The organism is Magnetospirillum sp. XM-1, from assembly GCF_001511835.1.
Classification (GTDB): Bacteria; Pseudomonadota; Alphaproteobacteria; order Rhodospirillales; family Magnetospirillaceae; genus Phaeospirillum.
This window is the reverse complement of record NZ_LN997848.1, coordinates 3814924-3837440: the sequence shown is the minus strand read 5'-3', so window position 1 is coordinate 3837440 and position 22517 is coordinate 3814924. Positions and strand designations below refer to the sequence as shown.

Genomic DNA, 22517 nt, shown 5'->3' with positions numbered 1-22517 from the left:
TTGCCAGAGGGCCTGATGGATAAGGCGAGGCAGCGGCTCGAACACCTGTGGCGGCGCGGACGGGAATTTCTCGGCACCGAATACGCCATCATGGGTGGGGCGATGTCGTGGATTTCCGAACGCCGGCTGGTCGCCGCCATCTCCAATGGCGGCGGCTTCGGCGTGCTCGCCTGCGGCTCCATGCCGCCCGCTTTGCTGCGCGAGGAGATTCGCGCCACCCAGGAGCTGACCGCCAAGCCCTTCGGCGTCAACCTCATCACGCTCCATCCCCAGCTGGACGCCCTGATCGACGTCTGCGGCGAGATGCAGGTGGGTCACATCGTGCTGGCCGGCGGCCTGCCCAGTGCGGCGGCCATCAAGCGGGCCAAGGACACCGGGGCCAAGGTGATCTGCTTCGCGCCCGCCGTGGTGCTGGCCAAGAAGTTGCTGCGCTCGGGCGTCGACGCCCTGGTGATCGAGGGCGCCGAGGCCGGCGGCCATGTGGGCCCCGTCGCCACCAGCGTGCTGGCCCAGGAGATCCTTCCCGTCGTCGAGCAGGTGCCGGTCTTCGTGGCCGGCGGCATCGGCCGGGGCGAGGCCATCGTCTCCTACCTGGAGATGGGGGCGTCCGGCTGCCAGCTGGGCACCCGCTTCGTCTGCGCCACCGAGTGCATCGCGCATCCCAATTTCAAGCAGGCCTTCATCCGCGCCGCCGCCCGCGACGCGCTGCCCTCGGTGCAGGTGGACCCGCAATTCCCGGTGATTCCGGTGCGCGCGCTCTCCAACAACGCGACCAAGCGCTTCATCTTGTTCCAGCTGGAGGTGATTTCCCGCTTCAAGGCCGGCGAGATCGAGCAGAAGGACGCCCAGCTGGAGATCGAGCATTTCTGGGCCGGAGCGCTCAAGCGCGCCGTCATCGACGGCGACGTGGAGAATGGTTCGCTGATGGCCGGCCAAAGCGTCGGCATGGTGACCCGCGAACAGCCCACCGCAGATATCCTGCAGGAATTGCTTTCCCAGGCCCTGGCCGCCCTGGCCGACCGCCACGGCTCCGTTCCGGTGCAAGCCTGATGCAGAGCGCGGGGATGACCTCCGTGTCGCGCCGCCTGCTGGGACGTCTGCGCGACGTCATGGCGGGCAGCGGCTCGGCCCAGGACCGCCTGGACAAGGTGGTCAAGCTGATCGCCGCCGACATGGTGGCCGAGGTGTGCTCGTGCTACGTCATGCGCGCCGGCGAGGTCCTGGAACTGTTCTCCACCGAGGGCCTGAAAAAGGAATCGGTCCACCAGACCCGCCTGCGGGTGGGGGAGGGCCTGGTCGGCGACATCGCGGCCCATGCGCGCCCGCTGGCGCTGGCCGATGCCCAGGCCCATCCCAATTTCGTCTTCCGCCCGGAAACCGGTGAAGAGATCTTCCACTCGCTGATGGGCGTGCCCATCATCCGCGGCTCGCGCGTCGTCGGCGTGGTGGTGGTGCAGAACCGCACCATGCGCCACTACACCGACGAGGAGATCGAGACCCTCGAGACCGTGGCCATGGTGCTGGCCGAGCTGGTGGTGTCGGGCGAGCTGGTCAACCGCGCCGAGCTGGTGCCGGTGGACGGCAACGCCCTGCTGCCGCTGCGCATGGAGGGCGTCAAGCTCAACGGCGGCGTCGGCGTCGGCGTGGCGGTTCTGCACCGGCCGCGCATCACCATCCAGCGGCTGGTGGCCGAGGACCCGGACGCCGAGCTGGAGCGCCTGAAGAAGGCGCTGACCGGCATCAAGCTGGCGCTGGAGGAACTGTTCTCGCGGCCTGAGATGCGCGACGGCGAGCACCGCGACGTGCTCGAGACCTATCGCATGTTCGCCGAGGACAAGGGCTGGCTGAACCGCATCAGCGAGGCCATCCGCACCGGGCTGACCGCCGAGGCGGCGGTGCAGAAGGTCCACGACGACACCCGTGCGCGCATGAGCCAGATCACCGATCCGTACCTGCGCGAGCGCATGCACGATTTCGAGGACCTGGCCAACCGCCTGCTGCAGCATCTGGCCGGCGGCGAGGGCGAACAGCGCCCGGGCTCCAACGACCTGCCCGAGGGCGCCATCCTGGTGGGCCGCAACCTGGGGCCGATGGAGCTGTTCGACTACGACCCCAAGCGGCTGCGCGGCCTGGTGCTGGAGGAAGGCTCGGCTACCTCGCACGCGGCCATCGTGGCGCGCGCGCTGGACATTCCGGTGGTGGGCCGGGTCAAGGACGTGCTCGACAAGATCGAGCCCCTGGACCCGGTGATCTGCGACGGCGACAACGGCCAGGTGTTCATCCGCCCGCCGGACGACATCCGCGAAACCTATATCGACGCCATCAGCCAGCGCCAGATGCGCCAGGCCGTCTATGCCCGCCTGCGCGAACTGCCCGCCGTCACCCGGCAGGGCGTGCGCATCGGCATCCACATGAATGCCGGCCTGCTGCTGGATTTGCAGCATCTGGTGGAATCGGGCGCCGACGGCATAGGCCTTTACCGCACCGAGCTGCCCTTCATGGCGCGGTCCAGCCTGCCCGACGTGGCGGCCCAGACCCTGCTCTACAAGAAGATCCTCGATCAGGCCGAGGGCCGGCCGGTGGTGTTCCGCACCCTGGACGTGGGCGGCGACAAGGTCCTGCCCTACTGGAATCCCTACGACGAGGACAATCCGGCGCTGGGCTGGCGCTCGATCCGCATCACGCTGGACCGTCCGGCGGTGATGCGCTCGCAGTTGCGCGCCCTGTTGCGCGCCGCCCAGGGGCGCGAGCTGTCGGTGATGTTCCCCATGATCGCCGAGGTCTCGGAATTCGTTCAGGCCCGGCGCATCCTCGACAAGGAGCTGGAGCACGAGCGCCAGGCGGGCAATCCGCTGCCCTCCAAGGTGCTGGTGGGCACCATGCTGGAAGTGCCGGCCCTGGCGCTGCAGTTGGACGCCCTGCTGCCCATGGTGGATTTCGTCTCCATCGGCTCCAACGACCTGACCCAGTTCCTGTTCGCCGTCGACCGCGGCAATCCGCGCATCGCCGAGCGCTACGACCCGCTGGCCCCGGCCATGATCCGCTTCATGCGCTACGTGGCGGTGAAGTGCGGCCAGTACGGCGTGTCGCTGTCGGTGTGCGGCGAGATGGCCGGCCGTCCGCTGGAGGCCATGGCCCTGATCGGCGCCGGCATCCGCAACCTGTCGCTGTCGGCGCCCAATATCGGCCCGGTGAAGACCATGGTGCGCAGCCTGGACATCGGCGCGCTGGAGGCCTACCTCAACACGCTGCTCAAGTCGCCGGATCATTCCCTGCGCAACAAGCTGAAGACCTTCGCGCTGGATCACGGCGTGGTCTTGTGATGTTGCCACCCCGCTCGGGGATTTGCTAAACAAGGTCGCCACACGCATTGCGAAAAGGCTCGCCCGACGTGGACAGCACTGATTCCGATCCCCAGCAGACCGAGATTTCCGCCGAGACTCCCGCCGAGGCTCCCCTGCCGGTGAGCGTCGCCGAAGCCGTGCCCGAGCCTGAGCCTGAGCCCGCACCGGCCGTGGAGTCCGCCCCGGAACCGCCGCCCGCGGCCGAGCCGGTGCCTGCCGCGACCCTTGCCGTCACGGCCGGGGTGGGGGCGACGCTGCGCGCCGCGCGCGAGGGCATGGGTAAGGCCCTGCCCGAATGCGCCAAGCTGCTGCGGATCCGCCAGCCCTTCCTGGAAGCCCTGGAAGAGGGGCGCCACCGCGACCTGCCGGGCGGCACCTACGCCGCCGGCTTCCTGCGCTCCTACGCCGAGTTCCTGGGCCTGGACAGCGAGGAGATGGTCCGCCGCTTCCGCGAGGAAGGGGCCGGCGGCTTCAAGAACCGCACCGAACTGACCTTCCCCTCGCCGGTGTCCGAGGGCCGCATTCCCGGCGGCGCCGTGATCTTCCTGGGGCTGATCCTGGCGGCGGTGGCCTATGGCGGCTGGTATCTGCTGTCGTCGTCCGAGACCAGGGTCACCGAGATGGTGCCGCCGCTGCCCGACCGGCTGGCCGGCGTGCTCAACCGTCAGGCCAGCCTGACCGGCGATTCCAAGCCGGCGACCGAGGCCGCCAAGCCGACGGAGGAAAAGGCCCGGGAAGAGGTGGTTCCGCCGCAGGAGGCGGAGGAGGAGAAGCCCACCGCCATCCAGTCCCCGGCGCTGCCGCAGACGCCCGCCGCGCCCGAACCCGCCAAGCTCGAGCCTCCGAAGACCGAGCCCGCCAAGGTGGAGCCCGCCAAGGTCGAGCCTCCCAAGACCGAGGCTCCCAAGGTGGAGCCGGCTAAGGTCGAGCCGACCAAGGTTGAGCCTCCGAAGACCGAGCCCGCCAAGGCGGAGCCGGCCAAGGTCGAGCCTCCCAAGGTTGAACCTGCCAAGGTGGAACCGCCCAAGGCCGAGCCTCCCAAGGTCGAGGCGGCCGCTCCCGCCGTCTCCACGCCCGACGGCAAGGTCTATGGCACCGAATATGCCGATGCCCGTGTGGTGCTGAAGGCGACCGGCGACGATTGCTGGATCCAGGTGCGCGAGGTGGACGGTTCGCTGCTGATGAGCCGCCTGCTGCGCAAAGGCGACAGCTTCCGGGTTCCCAATCGTTCCGGCCTCAACCTGATGGTGGGCAATGCCGGCTCGCTGGAGGTCAGCGTCGACGGCCGCAAGGCTCCGGCGCTGGGGTCGGCGGGGCAGGTCCGGCGCGACATCCGGCTTGATCCCGACAAGCTGGCGTCCGGCGGCTGATAACCATAAATAGGTTGTCGCTTTCGGAGCTTGGTCTGAATGCGTTATAACGCCTCGCCCCGACCGGCCTCGTCGCCGGTCGGGGCGAAGGCCCCTTTTGTTCAGCGAGAGTGTCCCATGAGTCTGCGGCCCTACCGTGAAATCGCCCGGCGCAAGTCGCGGCAAATCCGTGTCGGTTCGGTGCTGGTCGGCGGCGATGCCCCCATTTCGGTGCAGACCATGACCAACACGCTCACCACCGACGTCAAGGGAACGCTGGAGCAGATTCGCCGCGCCGCCGATGCCGGCGCCGATCTGGTGCGCGTCTCCTGCCCCGACGAGGAGTCGACCAAGGCGTTCAAGCAGATCGCCAAGGAATCGCCGGTGCCGCTGATCGCCGACATCCACTTCCACTACAAGCGCGGCATCGAGGCCGCCGAGGCCGGCGCCGCCTGCCTGCGCATCAATCCCGGCAATATCGGCTCGCACGAGCGGGTCAGGGAAGTGGTCAAGGCCGCCAAGGATTACGGCTGCTCCATGCGCATCGGCGTCAATGCCGGTTCGCTGGACAAGCATTTGCTCGACAAGTACGGCGAGCCCTGCCCGGAAGCCCTGGTGGAAAGCGCGCTGGAACACGCCAAGCTTCTCGAGGACAACGACTTCTTCGAGTTCAAGATCGCGGTCAAGGCCTCCGACGTGTTCCTGGCCGTCGCCGCCTATCAGGGTCTGGCCAAGGCCTGCGACTATCCCCTTCATCTCGGCATCACCGAGGCCGGCGGCCTGATCGGCGGCACGGTGAAGTCGTCCATCGGCATCGGCTCGCTCTTGTGGCAGGGCATTGGCGACACGCTGCGCGTCTCGCTGTCGGCCGATGTGACCGAGGAGGTCAAGGTCGGCTTCGAGATGCTGAAGGCGCTGGACCTGCGCCATCGCGGCGTGCGCATCGTCTCGTGCCCGTCCTGCGCGCGTCAGGGCTTCGACGTCATCAAGACGGTGGAGACCCTGGAAAACCGCCTGTCGCACGTGCGGGCCCCGGTGACGCTGTCCATCCTGGGCTGCGTGGTCAACGGCCCCGGCGAGGCCCGCGAGACCATGGTGGGCATCACCGGCGGCGGGGCCGACAGCCACAAGGTCTATATCGGCGGCTCGCCCGACCATAACGTCGATGGCAAGTCCATGGTCGATCACATCGTCGAACTGGTCGAGGCCCGCGCCGCCGAGATCGAGGCCGCCAAGCAAAAGGGAAGTTGATTTTGTCCAGCCTGCAACCGGTTCGCGGCACCCACGACCTGCTGCCCGACGAGTCCCGCCGTCACCGCAAGGTGGAGGAGATCGCCTTTTCCGCCGCCCGGCGTTACGGCTTCGGCGAGATCATGACCCCCATCTTCGAGTTCACCGACGTGTTCGCCCGCACCTTGGGCGAGACCTCGGACGTGGTGACCAAGGAGATGTACACCTTCTCCGACCGCTCGGGCGAGTCCATCACGCTGCGTCCCGAGGGCACCGCCGGCGTGGCGCGCGCCTTCATCTCGGGCGGGCTGGCGCAGTCGCTGCCGCTCAAGCTGTTCTACCGCGGCCCCATGTTCCGTCACGAGCGTCCCCAGAAGGGGCGTCTGCGCCAGTTCCATCAGGTGGGGGTCGAGCTGCTGGGCATCGAATCGCCGCTCGCCGACATCGAGGTCATCGCCCTGGCCTGGCGGGTGCTGTCCGAACTGGGCCTGGCGTCGAAGGTGCGGCTCGAGATCAACACGCTGGGCGACGCGGAAAGCCGCGAGGCCTACCGCAACACCCTGGTGGCCTATCTGTCCGGGTTCCGCGCCTCGCTGTCCGAGGACAGCCGTAACCGGCTCGACCGCAACCCGCTGCGCATCCTCGATTCCAAGGACGAGGGCGACCGCCGCATCGTCGAGAACGCGCCCCTGATGACCGATTCGCTGTCGCCGGCCGCCCGCGAGTTCTTCACCCAGGTGACCGACGGGCTGCACGCGCTGGGCATCCCGTTCATCATCAATCCCAAGCTGGTGCGCGGCCTGGACTACTACTGCCACACGGCGTTCGAGTTCACCACCACCGAGCTGGGCTCGCAGGGGACCGTGCTGGCCGGCGGCCGCTATGACGAACTGATCGCCACCATGGGGGGAGCGCGCACTCCCGGTATCGGCTGGGCGGCCGGCGTCGAGCGCCTGTCCATGCTGGTGGGCGAGGTGGCCGACGAGGTCCGCCCCATCAGCGTCATTCCCATGGGCGATTCCATGGCCGCCCTGGTGGTGGCCGAGCGTTTGCGCCGCACGGGCCGCAGCGTCGAGATGGGCTTTTCCGGCAACATGAAGAAGCGCATGGCCCGGGCCAGCAAGGTCAACGCCCGCTTCGCCGTCATCTTGGGCGAGGAGGAGGCGGCCAGGGCCGCCGTCACCATCCGCGACCTGGACGCTTCCACCCAGGACGAGGTGCCGCTGGCGCAGCTGGAGGATTACCTCGGCCGCAAGTCGTAGCGGGGCTTCGGGGGTGAGTGGGTCCGCGCATCGTCTGGTCGTCGTCGGCGCCAACCATCGGTCGGCGTCGTTGTCCCTGCGCGATGCGCTGTTCGTCGACGACGCCGCCGCTCCGGCCTTTCTCGAAGGCCTGAAGCGGGCCGGGCTGGCCGAGGCCCTGGTGCTGGCCACCTGCGACCGCGTCGAGATCTGGGCCGAGGACATGGACCCCGCCCACGCCGCCCGGCTGGTGGGCGAGGCCCTGGCCGTCCGGGCCGAATTGCAGCCCGCGGTGCTTTCCTCCCATCTCTACACCCTGTCGGGCGGCGACGCCGTGCGCCACGGCTTCACCGTCACCGCCTCGCTGGATTCCCTGGTGATCGGCGAGCCCCATGTCACCGGTCAGGTCAAGGCCGCCCACCGTCTGGCCCGCGACGCCGGATGCTGCGGCGGCGAGCTGGACCATTTCCTCCAGGCCGCCTTCGCCGTGGCCAAACGGGTGCGCAGCGAGACCTCCATCGGCGAGGGCCCCGTCAGCATCGCCGCCGCCGCCGTTCAGACCGCCCGCGACCTGCACGGCGACCTGGGGGGCTTGCGCGTCCTGCTGGTGGGGACCGGCGAGATGGGCGAACTGGTGGCGGAAAGCCTGCTGGCCGCCGGGGCGAAGGACATCTCGGTCACCGCGCCCCGCGCCGCCCGCGCCGAGGCGGTGGCCAAATCCCTGGAAGGCCATGTGCTGGCCTTCGAGGAGTTGCGGGAATCCCTGGCTTCCTTCGACGTGGTGCTGACCTGCGTCGGCGCGCGCACCGTCTCGGTGACCGCCGAGATGGTGACCAACGCCCTGAAAAAGCGCCGCAGGAAGCCGGTCTTCCTGGTGGATGCCGGCATTCCCGGCGACATCGAACCGGCGGTGAACCGGGTGGACGGCGCCTTCCTCTACGATCTGGCCGACCTGGAGAAGGTGGCGCTGGAAGGCCGCGCCACCCGCGAGGCTGCGGCGCGGGCGGCCCGCGACATCGTCGAGGCCGAGGCTCAGGCCTTCTTGCGGGGCCGTGCGGCGCGGGCCGCCGTGCCGGCCATCGTCGCCCTTCGCGCCCGCTTCGACGAAGTCCGTGAACAGGTCCTGGCCGAGGCGGGCAATGACGCCGCCGAGGCCACGAGGCTGCTGGTCAACCGCTTGGCTCACGCGCCATCCGAGGCCATGAAGGACATCGCGTCCGAAGGGGCCGAGTGGCGCGCCATGGAAAAGACGCTGCGGATTCTGTTCCGCCTGGATGAGTAGGATCCCATGAATCTCGAACCGCAATTCGACAAGGTGCTGTATCGCCACGACGAGGTCCGGGCGCAATTGTCCTCGGGCGAGGGGCTGGATTCCCAGACCATCCAGCGCCTGTCCAAGGAATTGTCCGAGCTGGACCCGGTGGTGGCCGCCATCCAGGCCTTCCGCAAGGCGCGCGAGGACATGGTCCAGGCCGCCGAGATGATGAACGACCCGGACATGAAGGATCTGGCCGAGGAGGAGTTCTACGGGCTGAAGGAGCGGCTGCCCGCGCTGGAGCGCGAAGTGCAGATCATGCTGCTGCCCAAGGACGAGGCGGACGAGAAGAACGCCATCATCGAGGTCCGCGCCGGCACCGGCGGCGAGGAGGCCGCCCTGTTCGCCGCCGAACTGTTCCGCATGTACGAGCGCTATGCCTCGATCCACGGCTGGCGCTTCGAGGTGATGGACGTCAACGACACCGGCATCGGCGGCGTCAAGGAGGCTTCGGCCACCATCACCGGGCGCAACGTCTTCGCGCGGCTCAAGTTCGAATCCGGCGTCCATCGGGTGCAGCGGGTGCCCGCCACCGAATCCCAGGGCCGCATCCACACCTCGGCCGCCACCGTGGCCATCATGCCGGAAGCCGAGGAGGTGGACATCCAGCTCAACGATTCCGACCTGCGCTTCGACGTCTACCGCAGCCAAGGCTCGGGCGGGCAGTCGGTCAACACCACCGATTCGGCGGTGCGCGTCACCCACATCCCCACCGGCCTGGCCGTGGCCTGCCAGCAGGAAAAGAGCCAGCACAAGAACAAGGCCACGGCCTTGAAGCTGCTGCGTGCCCGGCTCTACGAGCGCGAGCGCTCGGCCAAGGACGCCGAGCGCGCCGCTGCCCGCAAGAGCCAGGTGGGCTCGGGCGACCGCTCGGAACGCATCCGCACCTACAACTTCCCGCAGGGCCGGGTCACCGACCACCGCATCAACATGACGCTCTACAAGATCGACGCGGTGATGAGCGGCGACGCCCTGGACGAGTTGGTCGAAGCCCTGGTCGCCGCCGATCAGGCCGAACGTCTGGCCGAGATGGAATGATGGCCACCGCCGGCCAGACCATCGACGCCGCCGCCCGGCGGCTGGCGGCGGTGGGCATCGACACCGCCCATTACGACGCCCGCCTGATGGTGGCCGAGGTGCTGGGCGTCGAGATGCGCCGTCTGCCCGCTTCCCACCATGCCGAGCTGAACGGTGGGGAAAGCGCCCGTCTCGCCGCCATGCTGGAGCGCCGGCTGGCCCGCGAGCCCATGTCCCATATCCTGGGCCGCCGGGGGTTCTGGACGCTGGAATTCGAGGTGACGGCCGATACCCTGGATCCGCGCCCCGACACCGAAACCCTGATCGAGGCGGTGCTGGGCGCCCTGGACGACAAGGGGCGGCCCCGGCTTCTGCTGGATTTCGGCACCGGTTCGGGCTGCATCCTGCTCACCTTGCTGTCGGAGCTGGGCCACGCCACGGGCTTAGGGATCGACGCCAGCCAAGCCGCTTTGGCGGTGGCGGAGCGCAACGCCCGCGCCCTGGGGCTGGAGGGGCGCGCCGAGTTCCGCCTGGGCGACTGGGGGCGGGGAGTGGAGGGTGCGTTCGACGTCATCGCCTCCAATCCCCCCTATATTCCCGACGGCGACATCGACGGCCTGCAGCCCGAGGTGGCGCGCTACGAGCCGCGTTCGGCCCTGGCCGGCGGCCCCGATGGCCTCGACTGCTATCGCCGCCTGATCCCCGACATCGCCCGTCTGCTGGCGCCGGGCGGAATCGCCGCCCTGGAGGTGGGAGAGGGCCAGGCCGCCGATGTGTCCGCCCTGCTGGCGGCGGCCGGGCTGCCCGGCGCCGTCGCCCGGTGCGACCTGGGCGGCGTCGAGCGCTGCGTCATGGTGCGGCGCATAAAATAATTGTTGGAATAAGGGCCGGCGGCGACTAGTGTTGGCCCACGCGCGCCATTTCGAACCGTGGGTCTCGTCGAGCCTTTCGCTCCGCCCTGGTTCAGCGCCGTGAACTCCCCCATCGCCGCCCCGATTTCGGACGCGGACAGGCCGTGCAGAGATGCCGGCGGGGAAGCCTCTAACGGAGAGCACTCGTGAACCATGAAGGCAGGTCTTCTTTGAATCCCAAGCAGCGTTCCCGTGGACGGGGACCCAATGGGGGCGGTGGCAAGAAGCACGGCGGCGGCGGTGGTGGCGGCGGCGGCGGTGGCGGTGGAATTCCCAACCGTAATCAGGTGTTCGACAGCAACGGTCCCGAGGGCCGGATTCGTGGCAACGCCCATCAGGTGCTGGAGAAGTACCTGTCTTTGGCCCGCGACGCCTCGTCCCAGGGTGACCGGGTCGCCGCCGAGAATTACTACCAGCACGCCGAGCACTATTTCCGGGTGATCAACGCCCAGAACCAGAACAACGGCCGTCCCCGCCAGCAGATGCCGACCCCCGCCGAGGATCAGTCCATGGGCGCCGAGGGTGAGGAAGACGGCGGCGGGGAGAGCCAGGCTCGCCAGCAGGCCCAGGCTCCGGTGCCGGGCGAGGGCGAGCAGCCCGACGTGGTCATGCCGGTCGAGCCCGCCGAGGGCTGAACGGATCTTGCCGGGACAAGGGGCCTTCGGCGGCCTTGTCCCGGAATGGACCGGCTTTCAGTGTTTGCGTGAAAAGAGCGGCGCGTCCACGTTGTTGTCGTGGCGTGTCAGCGCTTCCAGGAAATCGGTGAACAGCCTGCGCCGCGCCTCGCCGTCATGGGGTGGAATGTCCGCCAGGGCGGCCAGCATGCTCAACAAATCGCGGTGATCGCGGATCATCACCTGGCGCGACGCCCAGTCGGCGGTGATGAACAATTCCTCTTCCATCTGGAAATGGTCGGCCATGCGCTCTTGCAGCATGTGGATGGCGCGCGCCACCTTGGCCTCGCTCCGTCCTTCGATGATGACCGGCTCCAACCGGTTCATCATGCGGTACAGGCGGGTATGTTCGGCCTCGATGACCGGGTCGCAATCATCGTGATCCCAATTGGGCATGACGGCGTCTCCCCTTCTTGCACTGGTTCCAATCTGGGGATCGGCCGCCTGGAATTCCAGATGGTCCCGGCATTTGATGGGGCTTGGAATGGGAACGCGCTAATCCAGCAGCCCGCCCACGCCCATCTCCATGACGCTGCGGGGGCTGACCGGGATGTCGGCCATGATGCGGCGCAGGATGAGGTCCAGGCCGTTGAGGGCCTGGGAGCGGGCGCAACTGGGCAGGACCAGCACCGGAACCTCGCCGATCCGGGCCAGCAGCAGCATGTTGCCCGGCTCGGCCGGCATGCCGAAATGGATGATGGCGCCGCCGGCCCGGACGATGGCGTCGGGCACCATGTCGCGGCGGTCGGTGGTCACCAGGGCGCCGGAAATCAGCAAGAGCTCGCAGCCGCCCTCCAGGGCCTGGGGAATGGCCTGCTCCAGCGCCTCGGGATTGTGGGGGCAGCGCACCTCCCGCCCCAGCCGGCCGCCCAGTCCTTCGACCCGCTGGCGGGCGACGGCCGCGGCTCCGTCCAGATCGGCTTGCGAGGTGGTGGGCACGGCGGTCAGCACCAGGCCGACCGGGCGGGGGCGGAACGGGTGGATCCGGATGGGTGTCGTGCCGGCGGCGGCGATTGCGGCGTGGACAATCCCGGCCTCCACCGCGAAGGGAATGATCTTCACCGTGGCGACGCGCTGGCCGGGCTCCACCACCGACCAAGGCTGGGCGGTGGCCGTCGTCACCGCCTCGTCCACCCGGTTGAGGCGACCGATACGCTCGGCGTCGATCGCCAGAACGCCGTGATGGCGGGAGAACAGGTTGCAGCGCCCGGTGGAGGCGGGGCTGAGCTTTACCCCTTCGCCGGCCAGGGCCTGGGCAACCTCCCTGGCGGCCTCGTTCTCGTCCAGGTCGCCCGGCCCGACCATGCAGCCGGTCACTTCCGACAGGCCCGCCGCCCGCAGGGCGTCCAGGTCGTCGGCGCCCAGCCGGCGCCCCTTGATCAGCTTGTGGCCGTCCACCAGCATGGTGTGGGCCAGGATCAGTCCTTCGGCCCGCTCGAGGGGAACCGCCCCGAAGATCACCGCACGGCCCCTTTGGGCAGGCTGGGCGCCAGCAGGAAGCGGCCGTAGAGCGCGAGATAAAGGGCGATGGCGGCGGCCCATGACAGAGCCGCCATGGCCAGCAGGGCGCCGTCGACGGCGATGGTCCTGAGCAGGGCGGCCACTCCCATGGCGACGAAGGCGGCGATGGCGGCGGCGGGCAGGTGCAACGAACGCCCGGTATGCTTCAGCGCCACCCGGGTCATCAGGCTGATCTTGGTCAGTCCCATGGCGCCCAGGGTGAAGGCGTGGATCGAGGCCGAGGCGGGGATGCTTGCGCCCTGTTCCGCCGCCTGCAAGAGCAGCGAGACGATCAGGCAGGCGTAGCCGGCATGCATGGCGGCCAGCAGGGGAGAGCCGAGGACAGCGGCGCTTCGCCACGTCGCCATGCGCAGCGCATGGACGAGGGCGGTGGCCAGCGCCGCCGCGGCGACGGCCGCTCCGCCCAGGCCGGCCAGCTCGGTCAGGGCGGTGAGCAGCAATCCGGCCGGGGCCAGCACCTCCAGCGGACGGCGAAAGCCGATGGCGGCGGCCGGCTCGCTTTCACGCAGGCGCGATTCGGTGAAGATGGGGGTCAGCAATCCGCCGACGAAGCTGAACAGCAGCATCAGGGCGTAATAGGCGGCGCGGATGCCGCCATGGGCCAGTCCGGCATCGCCCCGCAGCACGCCGAGATGGTAGGCGAGGTTGCCGAGCGTCAGCAGGACCAGGATGGGAACCAGCAGGCGGTAAAGGCGGTTGGAGACTCCCCAGACCTGGGAGCCGGCCACCGCCAGCAGCAGCGGTGCGAAGGCCAGGTCGAGCAGGGCGGCCGCCAGGGGCGGAATGGCGGGTGCGGCCAGCATGGCGGCGCGGCCCAGGCCCCAGACCCCCACCAGCAGCATCAGCGGGCGGCCCCGGATTGTGGCGGTTCCCGCCCAGCTGGGCAGGGCGGTCAGGATGAAGCCGCCGCACAGGGCGGCGACGAAGCCGAAGATCATCTCGTGGGCGTGCCACAGCGGGCGGCCATAGGCCGTCGCCGCGCCGTCGCCGAAATGCCCGGCCGCCCACAGCCCCACGGCGAGCAGGCCGTACAGGCACCCGGCCAGATAGAACGGCCGAAAGCCGCCGCACCACAGTGGCGAGGAGGGCTGCAAGACCCCTGGACGAGGCTGCGCGGACATCGGCTGACGCTCCATTCCGTCGTGGCGCGGTCGAGCGCCGATAAAAACTTTATGAGTAAATTATTGCCAATTCAACGGTGATCGTGAAATTCAGCCCGTTGGCATATCCCCTGTGGGCGGTCGGGGGGCGGGTGGCTGCTTTAGGCATAAAGAGGAATGAGGGAGGTTCTAAGGCTCCGCGCGGGCAGCGCCGGGAGAAGTCTCCGTCCCCGCCACCGAGGCCTTCAGCTTGCCCAGCAGGGCCTGCAACTGGCGCAATTCGGCATCTGTCATGGCCGACATGGCTTCGCTGACCCAGGTCTGGTTGGCCGGCGCCATGCTGGAAAACAGCCTGTCGCCCTTGGGCGTCAGGCGGACCCACTGGACGCGGCGGTCGTCGGCGTCCTGAAGGCGGTCCACCAGCCCTTCGTCCACCAGCCGGGCGATCAGGCCGGTGACGTTGCCGTTGGTCACCATCAGTCGGGCCGAGATCTCGCCCATGGTCAGCCCGCCCGGCGAGCGGTAGAGCTGGGACAAGAGGTCGAAGCGCGGCAGGGTCGAGCCGAAGGATTCCCGCAGGTTGGTGCGCACCACCGCCTCGATCTGCTTGACCGAGCCGAACAGGGCCAGCCAGACCCGCAAGGGCAGGAGCTGGTCGTCGGCGGCGACGGTGTCGTTGATCGCGGTCTCATCCATGGGTGCGAGATCCCCCTGATGGTGATTTAGGCATAAAGATATGCGGTCGCCCAATCAAGGGTAAAATTTACTCCCTTGGTGGTGCCGCTGATTTCCGTCATCTAGGCCGTATGGCGGAAGGGGAGGCATGGCGGTTGCTCCGGCAAGATGTTTTATGTATAAACCATTTCGTGGGGCGCCAGCGCCCCTGCCGATCCCGTCACGGTGTGGAGCCCAAACCATGAGCGCCGATGTCATCAAGGAAATGTCCATGGTCAAGCAGAAGGCGATGATCGCCCGCAACTATGACCTGCTGACCAGTACCCAGGACCACGGCCGCAAGGTGGTTTCCACCTTCGTGCCCGGCAATCTCAACGAGCTGATCATGTCGTTCGGCATGCTGAACAACCTGCCGGAGATCAACGCCATCCAGGGCGGCATGCGCAAGCTGTCGGGCGCCTACATCATGGACGCCGAGAAGAACGGTCATTCCGAGGACGTCTGCACCTATGTGAAGGCCGATATCGGCATGATGGGGCGCGGCAACCTGGCCCCCAACGGTCAGCCCTTCCCGGCGCCGGACATGCTGCTGCTCAGCTATACCGGCTGCTACACCTTCATGAAGTGGTTCGAGCTGCTGCGCGAGGAGTACAAGTGCCCGACCGCCATGCTGCACGTCCCTTACGAGGGCGACGGGCATTCGACCAGGAACATGCGCGACTACATCGTCAAGCAGCTGAAAGAGGTGGTCATTCCCACCATGGAGCAGGTGTCGGGGGTCAAGTTCGACATCGACCGCCTGCGCGAATGCCTGAAGCTGTCGGCCAAGGCCGAGGAGGATCTGGTCTGGGTGCTGCAGAGCGCCAAGAACAAGCCGTCGCCCATCGACGCCTATTTCGGCGCGGTCTATTACGTCGGTCCCATCTTCACCGCCTTTCGCGGCACCCAGGACGCGGTGGAGTTCTACCAGATCCTGCGGGCCGAGATCGAGGACCGCATCCGCCAGGGCAAGGGGCCGATCACGCCCGAGGGCGAGATGGGGCCCGAGCGCTATCGACTGGTCACCGAAGGCCCGCCCAACTGGACCCATTTCCGCGAATTCTGGAAGATGCTCTACGACGAGGGCGCGGTGGCGGTGGCCAGCTCCTACACCAAGGTGGGCGGCGTCTACGATTACGACGGCTTCCGCCACGATCCCGACCATCCGCTGGAGAGTCTGGCCGATTACTGCCTGGGCTGCTACACCAACCGCAACCTGCCCGAGCGCATCGACATGCTGTCCAAGTATGTGCAGGATTACGAGGCCGACGGCCTGCTGATCAACTCCATCAAGAGCTGCAACAGCTTCGCCGCCGGCCAGTTGATGATCATGAAGGAAGTGGAGAAGCGCACCGGCAAGCCCGGCGCCTTCGTCGAGACGGATCTGGTGGACCCGCGCTACTTCTCGGCGGCCAACGTCAAGAACCGCCTGGAAAGCTACTTCCAGATGATCGAGCAGAAGCGCCGCGGCGGCGGTTCGGTGCCGCTGGCGGCAGCGCAATAGGGGAGGGCTGAACCATGTTGCGGATCCTTGCTCCCGGCCACTGCCGAAACCGCGCGGCTATGCCGACGGCGTGGCCGCCAAGGGCACGGTGGTGGCCGTCGCCGGGCAGGTGGGGTGGACCCCCGACCGTCGGCTGGCCGGGCCGGATTTCGTCGCCCAGGCCGCCCAAGCGCTGGAGAATATCCGCACCGTGCTGGCCGAGGCGGGGGGAAAGCCCGAGCACATCATCCGCATGACCTGGTTCGTCACCAGCAAGTCGGCCTATCTTGCCGACCGCGAGGGGCTGGGCCGGGTCTACCGCTCGGTGATGGGCAAGCATTATCCGGCCATGACGGCGGTCCAGGTGGTCGCCCTGATGGTCCAGGACGCCCTGGTGGAAATCGAGGCCACTGCGGTCATTCCCGACCGGGAGGACGGCGCCACGGGAGCGTGACGCCGCCTTTCCCGCCCGTTGCCGGCGCGTATTTCGCGGCCATTGCCAGAGGCGCAACCCGGTCCTGACGCCATGGGGATGGCATTTCAGGGCAAAGCTGATACTTTCCTGCGCCACCGTCGCCCGGCATGAAATCCAGACGATCCATGCCCTCGCAAACAAAGCCGGGGGCCCTGGGACGAAAGTTCCGGGGCCCTTCTCCATTTTTCAGGTAAGCCCATGATCCGCCTCGAGAACATCAGCAAGCAGAACAGCCACCGCATCCTCTTCCTCGATTCCTCGGCGGCGCTCAATCGGGGCGAAAAGGTCGGCCTGGTCGGCCCCAACGGCGCGGGCAAGACCACGCTGTTCCGGATGATCACCGGAGACGAGCTTCCCGATGCCGGCCAGGTCTCGGTCGAGAAACTGGTCACCATCGGCTATTTCGACCAGGACGTGGGCGAGATGTCGGGGCGCAGCGCCGTCGCCGAGGTGATGGACGGCGCCGGGCCGGTCAGCAGCGTGGCGGCCGAGCTGGCCGAGCTGGAAGCGGCCATGTGCGACCCCGACCGCGCCGACGAGATGGATGCCATCGTCGAGCGCTATGGCGAGGTGCAGGCCCGCTTCGAGGAACTGGGCGGCTACGAGCTTGAGGGAAGGGCGCGCGAGGTGCTGGCGGGGCTTTCCTTCAGCCAGGAGATGATGGACGGCGACGTGGGCAAGCTGTCGGGCGGTTGGAAGATGCGGGTGGCGCTGGGGCGCATCCTGCTGATGCGGCCCGACGCCATGCTGCTGGACGAGCCCAGCAACCATCTGGACATCGAAAGCCTGATCTGGCTCGAGGACTTCCTGAAGGGCTATGACGGGGCGCTGCTGATGACGTCCCACGACCGCGAGTTCCTGAACCGCATCGTCACCAAGATCATCGAGATCGACGGCGGCTCGCTCAACACCTATGCTGGCGACTACGCCTTCTACGAGCGCCAGCGGGCGCTGAACGAGAAGCAGCAGCAGGCCCAGTTCGAACGCCAGCAGGCCATGCTGGCCAAGGAGCTGAAGTTCATCGAGCGCTTCAAGGCCCGCGCCTCCCACGCCGCCCAGGTGCAAAGCCGGGTGAAGAAGCTGGACAAGATCGAGCGTTTCGAGCCGCCCCGACGTCGCCAGACGGTAGTCTTCGACTTCCCGCCGGCGCCCCGTTCGGGCGAGGACGTGGCGGTTCTGAAGAACGTCCACAAGGGCTATGGCAGCCGGACCATCTACCAGGGCCTCGATCTCACCATCCGCCGCAAGGAGCGCTGGTGCGTCATGGGGGTCAATGGGGCGGGCAAGTCGACGCTCTTGAAGCTGGTGGCCGGCGCCGCCGACCCCGACAGCGGGACCGTGACGGTGGGGGCCAGCGTCAGGATGGGCTATTTCTCCCAGCACGCCATGGAACTGCTCGACGGCGATGCCACGGTGTTCGAATCCCTGGAAGGCGCCTTTCCCCAGGCCAACCAGGGGTCGCTCAGGGCCCTGGCCGGCTGCTTCGGCTTTTCCGGCGATGACGTGGAAAAGAAGTGCCGGGTGCTGTCGGGCGGCGAGAAGGCCCGTCTCGTCATGGCCATCATGCTGTTCAACCCGCCCAACTTCCTGGTGCTGGACGAGCCCACCAACCACCTCGACCTCGACACCAAGCAGATGCTGATCAAGGCTCTGGCCGCCTATGAGGGCACCATGCTGTTCGTCTCCCACGACCGCCATTTCCTGGCGGCGCTGTCCAACCGGGTGCTGGAACTGACGCCCGAAGGCATCCACCAGTACGCCGGCGGCTACACCGAATACGTGGAGAGCTCGGGACACGAGGCGCCGGGGCTGCGCAGCTGAGGGGTTTCTCCTCCCCCCTCGCCCGTGTGCGGGACCCTTGCGAAATCTCGATAATTTTCATCGTCATGGCCGGGCTTGACCCGGCCATCCATGCGGCTCCGCAAGGAAGCTGCCTGAATCAATGAGATAGGCGGATCCATGTGGATGCGCGGGGCAGGCCCGCGCATGACGGACAAGGGAGATCTGGCGCTTTACAAAGGTCGCGCACGCGGGCGGGGGCTTAAAAGTCCCGATTCCGGCTCCGGCGAGGCGGAATACGGATCGGTGATCCTTAAGCGAAACAAGGAGAAGAGATGGTGGGCGATGTAGGGATTGAACCTACGACCCCACCCGTGTGAAGGCGGCGATAGATTGTAACTTCAATCCCTTACGTTTTTTTGCAATGACCGCAGAGTGCCGTTTATAGCCGTGTGTTTACCTGGTTTCGGGACAATTGTCCTGATTCGATTGCTCGGGTATTCAAGGATTCTGGGACAGCCGTGGGGAATCTGCGGGAGTTGTCCTGATTGGCCCTTTAGGCTGCCGCCTCGGTCAGCAGCGCCGAGGCGGGCTGCCAGTCGATCCGCTGAAGGTGTTCATCGAGGGCTACGGCGTCAGCCACATCCGCGGCGGCGTTCAGGTCGACGTGACCATATGTCCTGCGCAATGTCGCCGATGAGGTGTTCATGATCAGGGCGATCTCCTCGTAGCTTTTTCCGCTCTGAAGCATCCAAGAGACGAAGGTGTGTTTCATGATGTGGCCAACAACATCCTCGTTCGGATCGAAGCTCTTCAAGCCAGCCTTCTCGATGGCGGAGCGCACGGACTTCTTCACGTTGCCAGCCTGCCGCCCACGGAATTCGATGACATAATCCGAGCAGGCAACCTGCTTTGCGTTCCACAATTCGCGCCGCAATTCAGGTGTCATCTGGATCAGTGGGCGCTTCTTGTTGTTGTCGGTCTCGACTTGGCCGAAATCGACCAGATTGCGGTCGAAGTCGATTTGGCCCCAGCGCAGTTGTTCGATTGCTTCCTTCCTGGCACCAGTCGCCAGGGCAATACGGAAAAACAAGCGGATATGTGGCAGGTGGCAACTGGCGATCAGCTTGGCTGCTTCGGTCTTGGTCAACCACCGGATCCGGGCCCGGGCACCGGAGACCGGCATGGTGAAGGCGGGAGCCTCAACACCTCCCAGCCAACGGCAGCGGTCATCCTTTTCGGCCCAGCGTAAGGCTGCGCGCAGAATCACCAATTCCTTTTCAATGGTTGCGTCAGCGATCCTGCGGATAATTTGGCCGGTGGATCTTCGGGAGATGCCAGCATCCCGGCGGCGGATGGCGTATTCCTCGACCACCGATTGGCTGATGTGCCCGGGCCGTAATGGGCCAAAATATTCCTTCAAATGCTTCATGACGAAGCGATCATTGCCGATAGTGGTGACGTCGGCTTCCGCTCGCTTGGAGGCGAAGTCGGCCTGTGTATGCGCTTCGGCTTCGTCAATCCCGTGCTTCAGCAGGGCGATCCTGGTCTCGCCATAAACCGCGCGATTTTTCTTCTTCTTCAATTCATTAAGGCGGCTGATCTCATATCCCTCAAGGATGTGTTTGATCAGCACATCTGCGTTCGCCGATGGAACGCCAGCCTTTGCGCGATGGTTTGCTGTTGCCTTGCCGGCTTCGTATTGCGCCAGGGCGCGCCGAGCCTCGCCTTCGTCGCGGGTGCCGCAGGCGATCTTCTGGCCTTCGTCGACGATGTACCAGCTGGCTCCCCTTAGTACGAGCCGCGGTGGCTTCGATGCTCGTCCCATGGCGGACCTCCATCATGATGTGAAGGCGCCATTGTAGCATGAATCAGATTCCAGGTCAGATTTCAGGACAGAGTTTGTCCTGAAATTCGCTAAAGGCCATTTCCGCCCCTGCGGCCATCAACCCCCAGGGTGAAGAAATCCGGCTTGAGCCGTGGGCGAGGGGAGGAGCCATGATCTTCCTCGATGGTGGGGCAAGGAGGCTTCAATGGCGGCCGAACTGATGGCCGGACACCCTGGGTGAACAAGCTATCCAGGAAGTTGGCCCAGTCGCCACGATGGATACGGTATTCGGTCCCGCCCGGCAAGATTCCTGCCCGCACGACGCCTGACTTGATCCATTCATAAACGGTCTTGCGCTGGACCTGGATTTCCTCGGCAGCGTCGCGGACGGTCATATATGTGGGTGACGGCGAAGTTGCGCAGTTGCGGCTGCGGGGAATCTGGGCCACGGCCCCAATGGCCGTAACGGTACCAAAGCTTGCGGCAGGGTTTTCGGTGAATTGCACCGCGATCCGATGGTTTGAAAATGTTGGCCCGAGTGAGAGTTGAGAAAAAATGTTGTGGGTTGTCATGATGAAATTCACGCGCTGTTTCAATCCCATCAGTATGGCGATTTGAATTGTGTTGGGCCAGTTCATCAAGTTGATGGCATGTTATTTTCTGCACAGCCCTTGTCCGGATGGGTGGAACTACCTTTACCTCCAAGCCGGCGTCGCACACACGGCTCCAACCGCTTTGCGCCCAAGTGCATCATCCAACCGCCTGAGCGCAGCGCTCGAAAGCGGCCATTGGGATGAGTGCCATGGATGGCTGAGATGTGCCATGAAGAGCCATACGCAGCGGCGATGATCAGGCCGCAGCGGAACCATCCTGAAGCATGAAGAAGAATGTCGTACCAGTACGGGGTTCAAGGCGTAAAGCGTCTTCGCCATGAAGGCCTCGATGCTCTTGAGATAACCAATGTTTATGACAATATATGTTGAGCGGCTTGGGTCGGCTCATGGGGAAAGCTTTGGATAATCTCGCCAAGTTCGATTCCAACAACGTCTGCATACTAGTCATTGATGATGACGTAACCACCCGGACGCTGCTTAAAAAGCTTCTAGCCGCAATGGGGGCGGCAAGAATTTGGGAGGCAGCAGATGGGATTGAGGGGCTGCAAATTGCCTTTGGAGATCTCACCCCTGATTTAATCTTGTGTGACTTGGGTATGGAGCCTATTGACGGTTTGGCGGTGATTGGGGCAATCAGAGCGACCGGAAAGACGCATCTCTCCAAAGTCCCCTTGGTTGTTTTCACTGGATCTCACGAAAAAGCAATTTTAGATGGAGCATTAAAAGCTGGTGCCACCGGGGTCATTCCCAAACCTCATACTCCAAGAGATTTGGCCAAATACCTTTGTGGGCTTGTGAGTAGGACAAAGCCATCATCGGATGACCTGAAGGAGTTCCGTGACGCGGCTAAACAGGATTCTGATGAACCTAAGCCGTAATAGGGCCACTTGTGAATGATCCTGGGTTTATTCGTCATATCGTCTATCGCTGTCACGGTGGCATTCTACGTCAAAGGGCCGCTTCCTTGGACTTGTGGGAAAACGAAGCGGTGCGCCATGTACAAGCGGCCCATATGTCCCGTTGCCAACGGGAAGTGGAAGGTTCGTAAGTCCAATGACTGCCCGTACTTCACGCAACAGCTGGTTATGGTTCCGGCAGATAAGCCTTGATCCTCACTTTAGACCGAGTCAGCATTGAGCATGACCAGCCTCTCGCCCATTCGGCATCCATCTTCATTCTTGATGTCGAGAAAGGAGATGGCGCTCCACTTTTTATTGTTGCCAACAGTTTTGGTCGGCGAACTTCACGCCTTCTCTCTTTTGCAGAAAATTGGCATCATCACCTCCATGTTGCAAAGTCAGCTCCACCTATTTGAAGAGCGAGCCCCATCGGCGAAGGCTTCATCGCGGGCCGATGGCCGCGCGCCTACCGATCTCTGCTCGCTATCGAATCAAGAATTGGTAGCAGGAATCGCCACCGCTGGGATCGCGGAAATCTTCGCCCGGATGACCGAATGTGGGCGGCGTAAGTTGACCGCGGCTGTGCCAGCCCTTGAGGGTATCTGCAAGAGATTCTCCGGCTTTGGCTGACCGTCGTCGTTTTTGTGGGGCGTTGCTGATCACATACGGCGCCACCAATCGAGGGTGCCGCGCAGCAAGGCGGGGCCGCTATCGACAATTTCGATGATGCCCATGGCCACGGCAGCCAACCCCAGCAGAATGCCTATCTTCAGCCTGCCGTTCCGAGGCAGTTGATCGCGAGAGATCATTGCCGCATCCCCATGGCGGGGGTCAGCCACAATCGGTGCGGTCGCCGTTTCGCTTGGCGCCGCAACTGCATCCACCGCCACACGACGCTCCGTCGGACGGCCGCCACATCCGCCACAGATGACGGATGACCACGAAGGCCGCCCCCGCTCCCACGACAATAATGGCGCCTATATCCCAGAGTGATCCCCAAGCCATGGCGCAACGCTTCTTTCA

At 65.7% G+C, this 22517-nt stretch carries 21 protein-coding genes; 14 read left to right on the top strand and 7 right to left on the bottom strand.

The window, feature by feature from the left end; translation table 11 throughout:
• Positions 1 to 15: 15 nt before the first annotated feature.
• The 9 genes from XM1_RS17600 to XM1_RS17560 all read left to right on the top strand — a co-directional run bounded on the left by XM1_RS17600 (position 16) and on the right by XM1_RS17560 (position 11042).
• Positions 16 to 1050 carry a nitronate monooxygenase family protein gene (locus XM1_RS17600; RefSeq protein WP_156428779.1) on the top strand — a complete coding sequence of 345 codons (1035 nt, stop codon included), beginning with the start codon at positions 16 to 18 and terminating at the stop codon, positions 1048 to 1050.
• Entirely contained in the window at positions 1050 to 3323 is a 2274-nt protein-coding gene (gene ptsP, locus XM1_RS17595) for a phosphoenolpyruvate--protein phosphotransferase (protein ID WP_068435777.1), read from the top strand. Before XM1_RS17600 ends, ptsP begins: the two co-directional genes overlap by 1 nt.
• Before the next feature lie 68 nt (positions 3324 to 3391).
• Complete coding sequence (locus XM1_RS17590) at positions 3392 to 4714, top strand: helix-turn-helix domain-containing protein (protein ID WP_082700593.1); 1323 nt, start codon at positions 3392 to 3394, stop codon at positions 4712 to 4714.
• A 117-nt stretch (positions 4715 to 4831) separates the two neighbouring features.
• On the top strand, positions 4832 to 5944 hold the full coding sequence (gene ispG / locus XM1_RS17585) for a flavodoxin-dependent (E)-4-hydroxy-3-methylbut-2-enyl-diphosphate synthase (protein ID WP_068435775.1): 1113 nt from the start codon (positions 4832 to 4834) through the stop codon (positions 5942 to 5944).
• Between the two features lie 2 nt (positions 5945 to 5946).
• Positions 5947 to 7185, top strand: coding sequence for a histidine--tRNA ligase (hisS, locus tag XM1_RS17580; RefSeq protein WP_068435773.1), 1239 nt, complete (start codon positions 5947 to 5949; stop codon positions 7183 to 7185).
• Positions 7186 to 7198: 13 nt separating this feature from the next.
• Complete coding sequence (gene hemA / locus XM1_RS17575) at positions 7199 to 8446, top strand: glutamyl-tRNA reductase (protein WP_068435771.1); 1248 nt, start codon at positions 7199 to 7201, stop codon at positions 8444 to 8446.
• 6 nt (positions 8447 to 8452) lie between these two features.
• A complete protein-coding gene (prfA, locus tag XM1_RS17570; protein WP_068435769.1) occupies positions 8453 to 9517 on the top strand; it encodes a peptide chain release factor 1 in 1065 nt (354 codons plus the stop codon).
• Positions 9517 to 10368, top strand: coding sequence for a peptide chain release factor N(5)-glutamine methyltransferase (prmC, locus tag XM1_RS17565; protein ID WP_068435768.1), 852 nt, complete (start codon positions 9517 to 9519; stop codon positions 10366 to 10368). Before prfA ends, prmC begins: the two co-directional genes overlap by 1 nt.
• Before the next feature lie 209 nt (positions 10369 to 10577).
• A complete protein-coding gene (locus XM1_RS17560) occupies positions 10578 to 11042 on the top strand; it encodes a DUF4167 domain-containing protein (protein ID WP_068435766.1) in 465 nt (154 codons plus the stop codon).
• 57 nt (positions 11043 to 11099) lie between these two features.
• Here the strand turns inward: XM1_RS17560 and XM1_RS17555 are convergent, their stop codons facing one another.
• The 4 genes from XM1_RS17555 to XM1_RS17540 all read right to left on the bottom strand — a co-directional run bounded on the left by XM1_RS17555 (position 11100) and on the right by XM1_RS17540 (position 14398).
• Positions 11100 to 11477 (bottom strand): hemerythrin domain-containing protein, encoded by a 378-nt coding sequence (locus XM1_RS17555; protein ID WP_068435764.1) that lies wholly within the window; start codon positions 11475 to 11477, stop codon positions 11100 to 11102.
• A 99-nt stretch (positions 11478 to 11576) separates the two neighbouring features.
• Entirely contained in the window at positions 11577 to 12542 is a 966-nt protein-coding gene (locus tag XM1_RS17550; protein WP_068435762.1) for a molybdopterin-binding protein, read from the bottom strand.
• On the bottom strand, positions 12539 to 13723 hold the full coding sequence (locus tag XM1_RS17545; RefSeq protein ID WP_172821938.1) for an NnrS family protein: 1185 nt from the start codon (positions 13721 to 13723) through the stop codon (positions 12539 to 12541). Before XM1_RS17545 ends, XM1_RS17550 begins: the two co-directional genes overlap by 4 nt.
• Before the next feature lie 168 nt (positions 13724 to 13891).
• Complete coding sequence (locus tag XM1_RS17540; protein WP_068435758.1) at positions 13892 to 14398, bottom strand: MarR family winged helix-turn-helix transcriptional regulator; 507 nt, start codon at positions 14396 to 14398, stop codon at positions 13892 to 13894.
• Between the two features lie 220 nt (positions 14399 to 14618).
• On the opposite strand from XM1_RS17540, the gene bcrB reads away from it, so the two are divergent.
• From bcrB to XM1_RS17525, 3 genes are all read left to right on the top strand, one after another.
• The gene (gene bcrB, locus XM1_RS17535; protein WP_068435756.1) at positions 14619 to 15920 is read left to right on the top strand and encodes a benzoyl-CoA reductase subunit B; all 1302 of its coding nucleotides are present in this window, start codon (positions 14619 to 14621) and stop codon (positions 15918 to 15920) included.
• A 70-nt stretch (positions 15921 to 15990) separates the two neighbouring features.
• Positions 15991 to 16353 (top strand): RidA family protein, encoded by a 363-nt coding sequence (locus XM1_RS17530; protein WP_231920570.1) that lies wholly within the window; start codon positions 15991 to 15993, stop codon positions 16351 to 16353.
• A gap of 219 nt (positions 16354 to 16572) precedes the next feature.
• Complete coding sequence (locus XM1_RS17525) at positions 16573 to 18195, top strand: ABC-F family ATP-binding cassette domain-containing protein (RefSeq protein WP_068435752.1); 1623 nt, start codon at positions 16573 to 16575, stop codon at positions 18193 to 18195.
• Between the two features lie 514 nt (positions 18196 to 18709).
• On the opposite strand, the gene XM1_RS17520 is transcribed toward XM1_RS17525, so the two are convergent.
• Positions 18710 to 19981: a site-specific integrase gene (locus tag XM1_RS17520; protein ID WP_068435750.1), complete on the bottom strand. Its 1272-nt coding sequence runs from the start codon at positions 19979 to 19981 to the stop codon at positions 18710 to 18712.
• A gap of 89 nt (positions 19982 to 20070) precedes the next feature.
• Positions 20071 to 20619 carry a helix-turn-helix domain-containing protein gene (locus XM1_RS24240; protein ID WP_156428778.1) on the bottom strand — a complete coding sequence of 183 codons (549 nt, stop codon included), beginning with the start codon at positions 20617 to 20619 and terminating at the stop codon, positions 20071 to 20073.
• Positions 20620 to 20993: 374 nt separating this feature from the next.
• Here XM1_RS24240 and XM1_RS23575 point away from each other — a divergent pair, with 374 nt between their 5' ends.
• Positions 20994 to 21473 (top strand): response regulator, encoded by a 480-nt coding sequence (locus tag XM1_RS23575; RefSeq protein WP_158497756.1) that lies wholly within the window; start codon positions 20994 to 20996, stop codon positions 21471 to 21473.
• 261 nt (positions 21474 to 21734) lie between these two features.
• Positions 21735 to 22124 (top strand): hypothetical protein, encoded by a 390-nt coding sequence (locus XM1_RS17515; RefSeq protein ID WP_156428777.1) that lies wholly within the window; start codon positions 21735 to 21737, stop codon positions 22122 to 22124.
• A 29-nt stretch (positions 22125 to 22153) separates the two neighbouring features.
• Here XM1_RS17515 and XM1_RS24235 read toward each other — a convergent pair whose 3' ends face one another.
• Complete coding sequence (locus XM1_RS24235) at positions 22154 to 22303, bottom strand: hypothetical protein (RefSeq protein ID WP_156428776.1); 150 nt, start codon at positions 22301 to 22303, stop codon at positions 22154 to 22156.
• Positions 22304 to 22517 lie beyond the last annotated feature (214 nt).

Bases quoted from the DNA above. Each gene is read 5' to 3' on its own strand.
- XM1_RS17600 (WP_156428779.1), top strand. From the start codon at position 16: ATGGATAAGGCGAGGCAGCGGCTCGAACACCTGTGGCGGCGCGGACGG.
- ptsP (WP_068435777.1), top strand. From the start codon at position 1,050: ATGCAGAGCGCGGGGATGACCTCCGTGTCGCGCCGCCTGCTGGGACGT.
- ispG (WP_068435775.1), top strand. From the start codon at position 4,832: ATGAGTCTGCGGCCCTACCGTGAAATCGCCCGGCGCAAGTCGCGGCAA.
- prfA (WP_068435769.1), top strand. From the start codon at position 8,453: ATGAATCTCGAACCGCAATTCGACAAGGTGCTGTATCGCCACGACGAG.
- prmC (WP_068435768.1), top strand. From the start codon at position 9,517: ATGGCCACCGCCGGCCAGACCATCGACGCCGCCGCCCGGCGGCTGGCG.
- XM1_RS17555 (WP_068435764.1), bottom strand. From the start codon at position 11,477: ATGCCCAATTGGGATCACGATGATTGCGACCCGGTCATCGAGGCCGAA.
- XM1_RS17545 (WP_172821938.1), bottom strand. From the start codon at position 13,723: ATGTCCGCGCAGCCTCGTCCAGGGGTCTTGCAGCCCTCCTCGCCACTG.
- XM1_RS17540 (WP_068435758.1), bottom strand. From the start codon at position 14,398: ATGGATGAGACCGCGATCAACGACACCGTCGCCGCCGACGACCAGCTC.
- bcrB (WP_068435756.1), top strand. From the start codon at position 14,619: ATGAGCGCCGATGTCATCAAGGAAATGTCCATGGTCAAGCAGAAGGCG.
- XM1_RS17525 (WP_068435752.1), top strand. From the start codon at position 16,573: ATGATCCGCCTCGAGAACATCAGCAAGCAGAACAGCCACCGCATCCTC.
- XM1_RS17520 (WP_068435750.1), bottom strand. From the start codon at position 19,981: ATGGGACGAGCATCGAAGCCACCGCGGCTCGTACTAAGGGGAGCCAGC.
- XM1_RS24240 (WP_156428778.1), bottom strand. From the start codon at position 20,619: ATGAACTGGCCCAACACAATTCAAATCGCCATACTGATGGGATTGAAA.
- XM1_RS17515 (WP_156428777.1), top strand. From the start codon at position 21,735: ATGACCAGCCTCTCGCCCATTCGGCATCCATCTTCATTCTTGATGTCG.
- XM1_RS24235 (WP_156428776.1), bottom strand. From the start codon at position 22,303: ATGATCTCTCGCGATCAACTGCCTCGGAACGGCAGGCTGAAGATAGGC.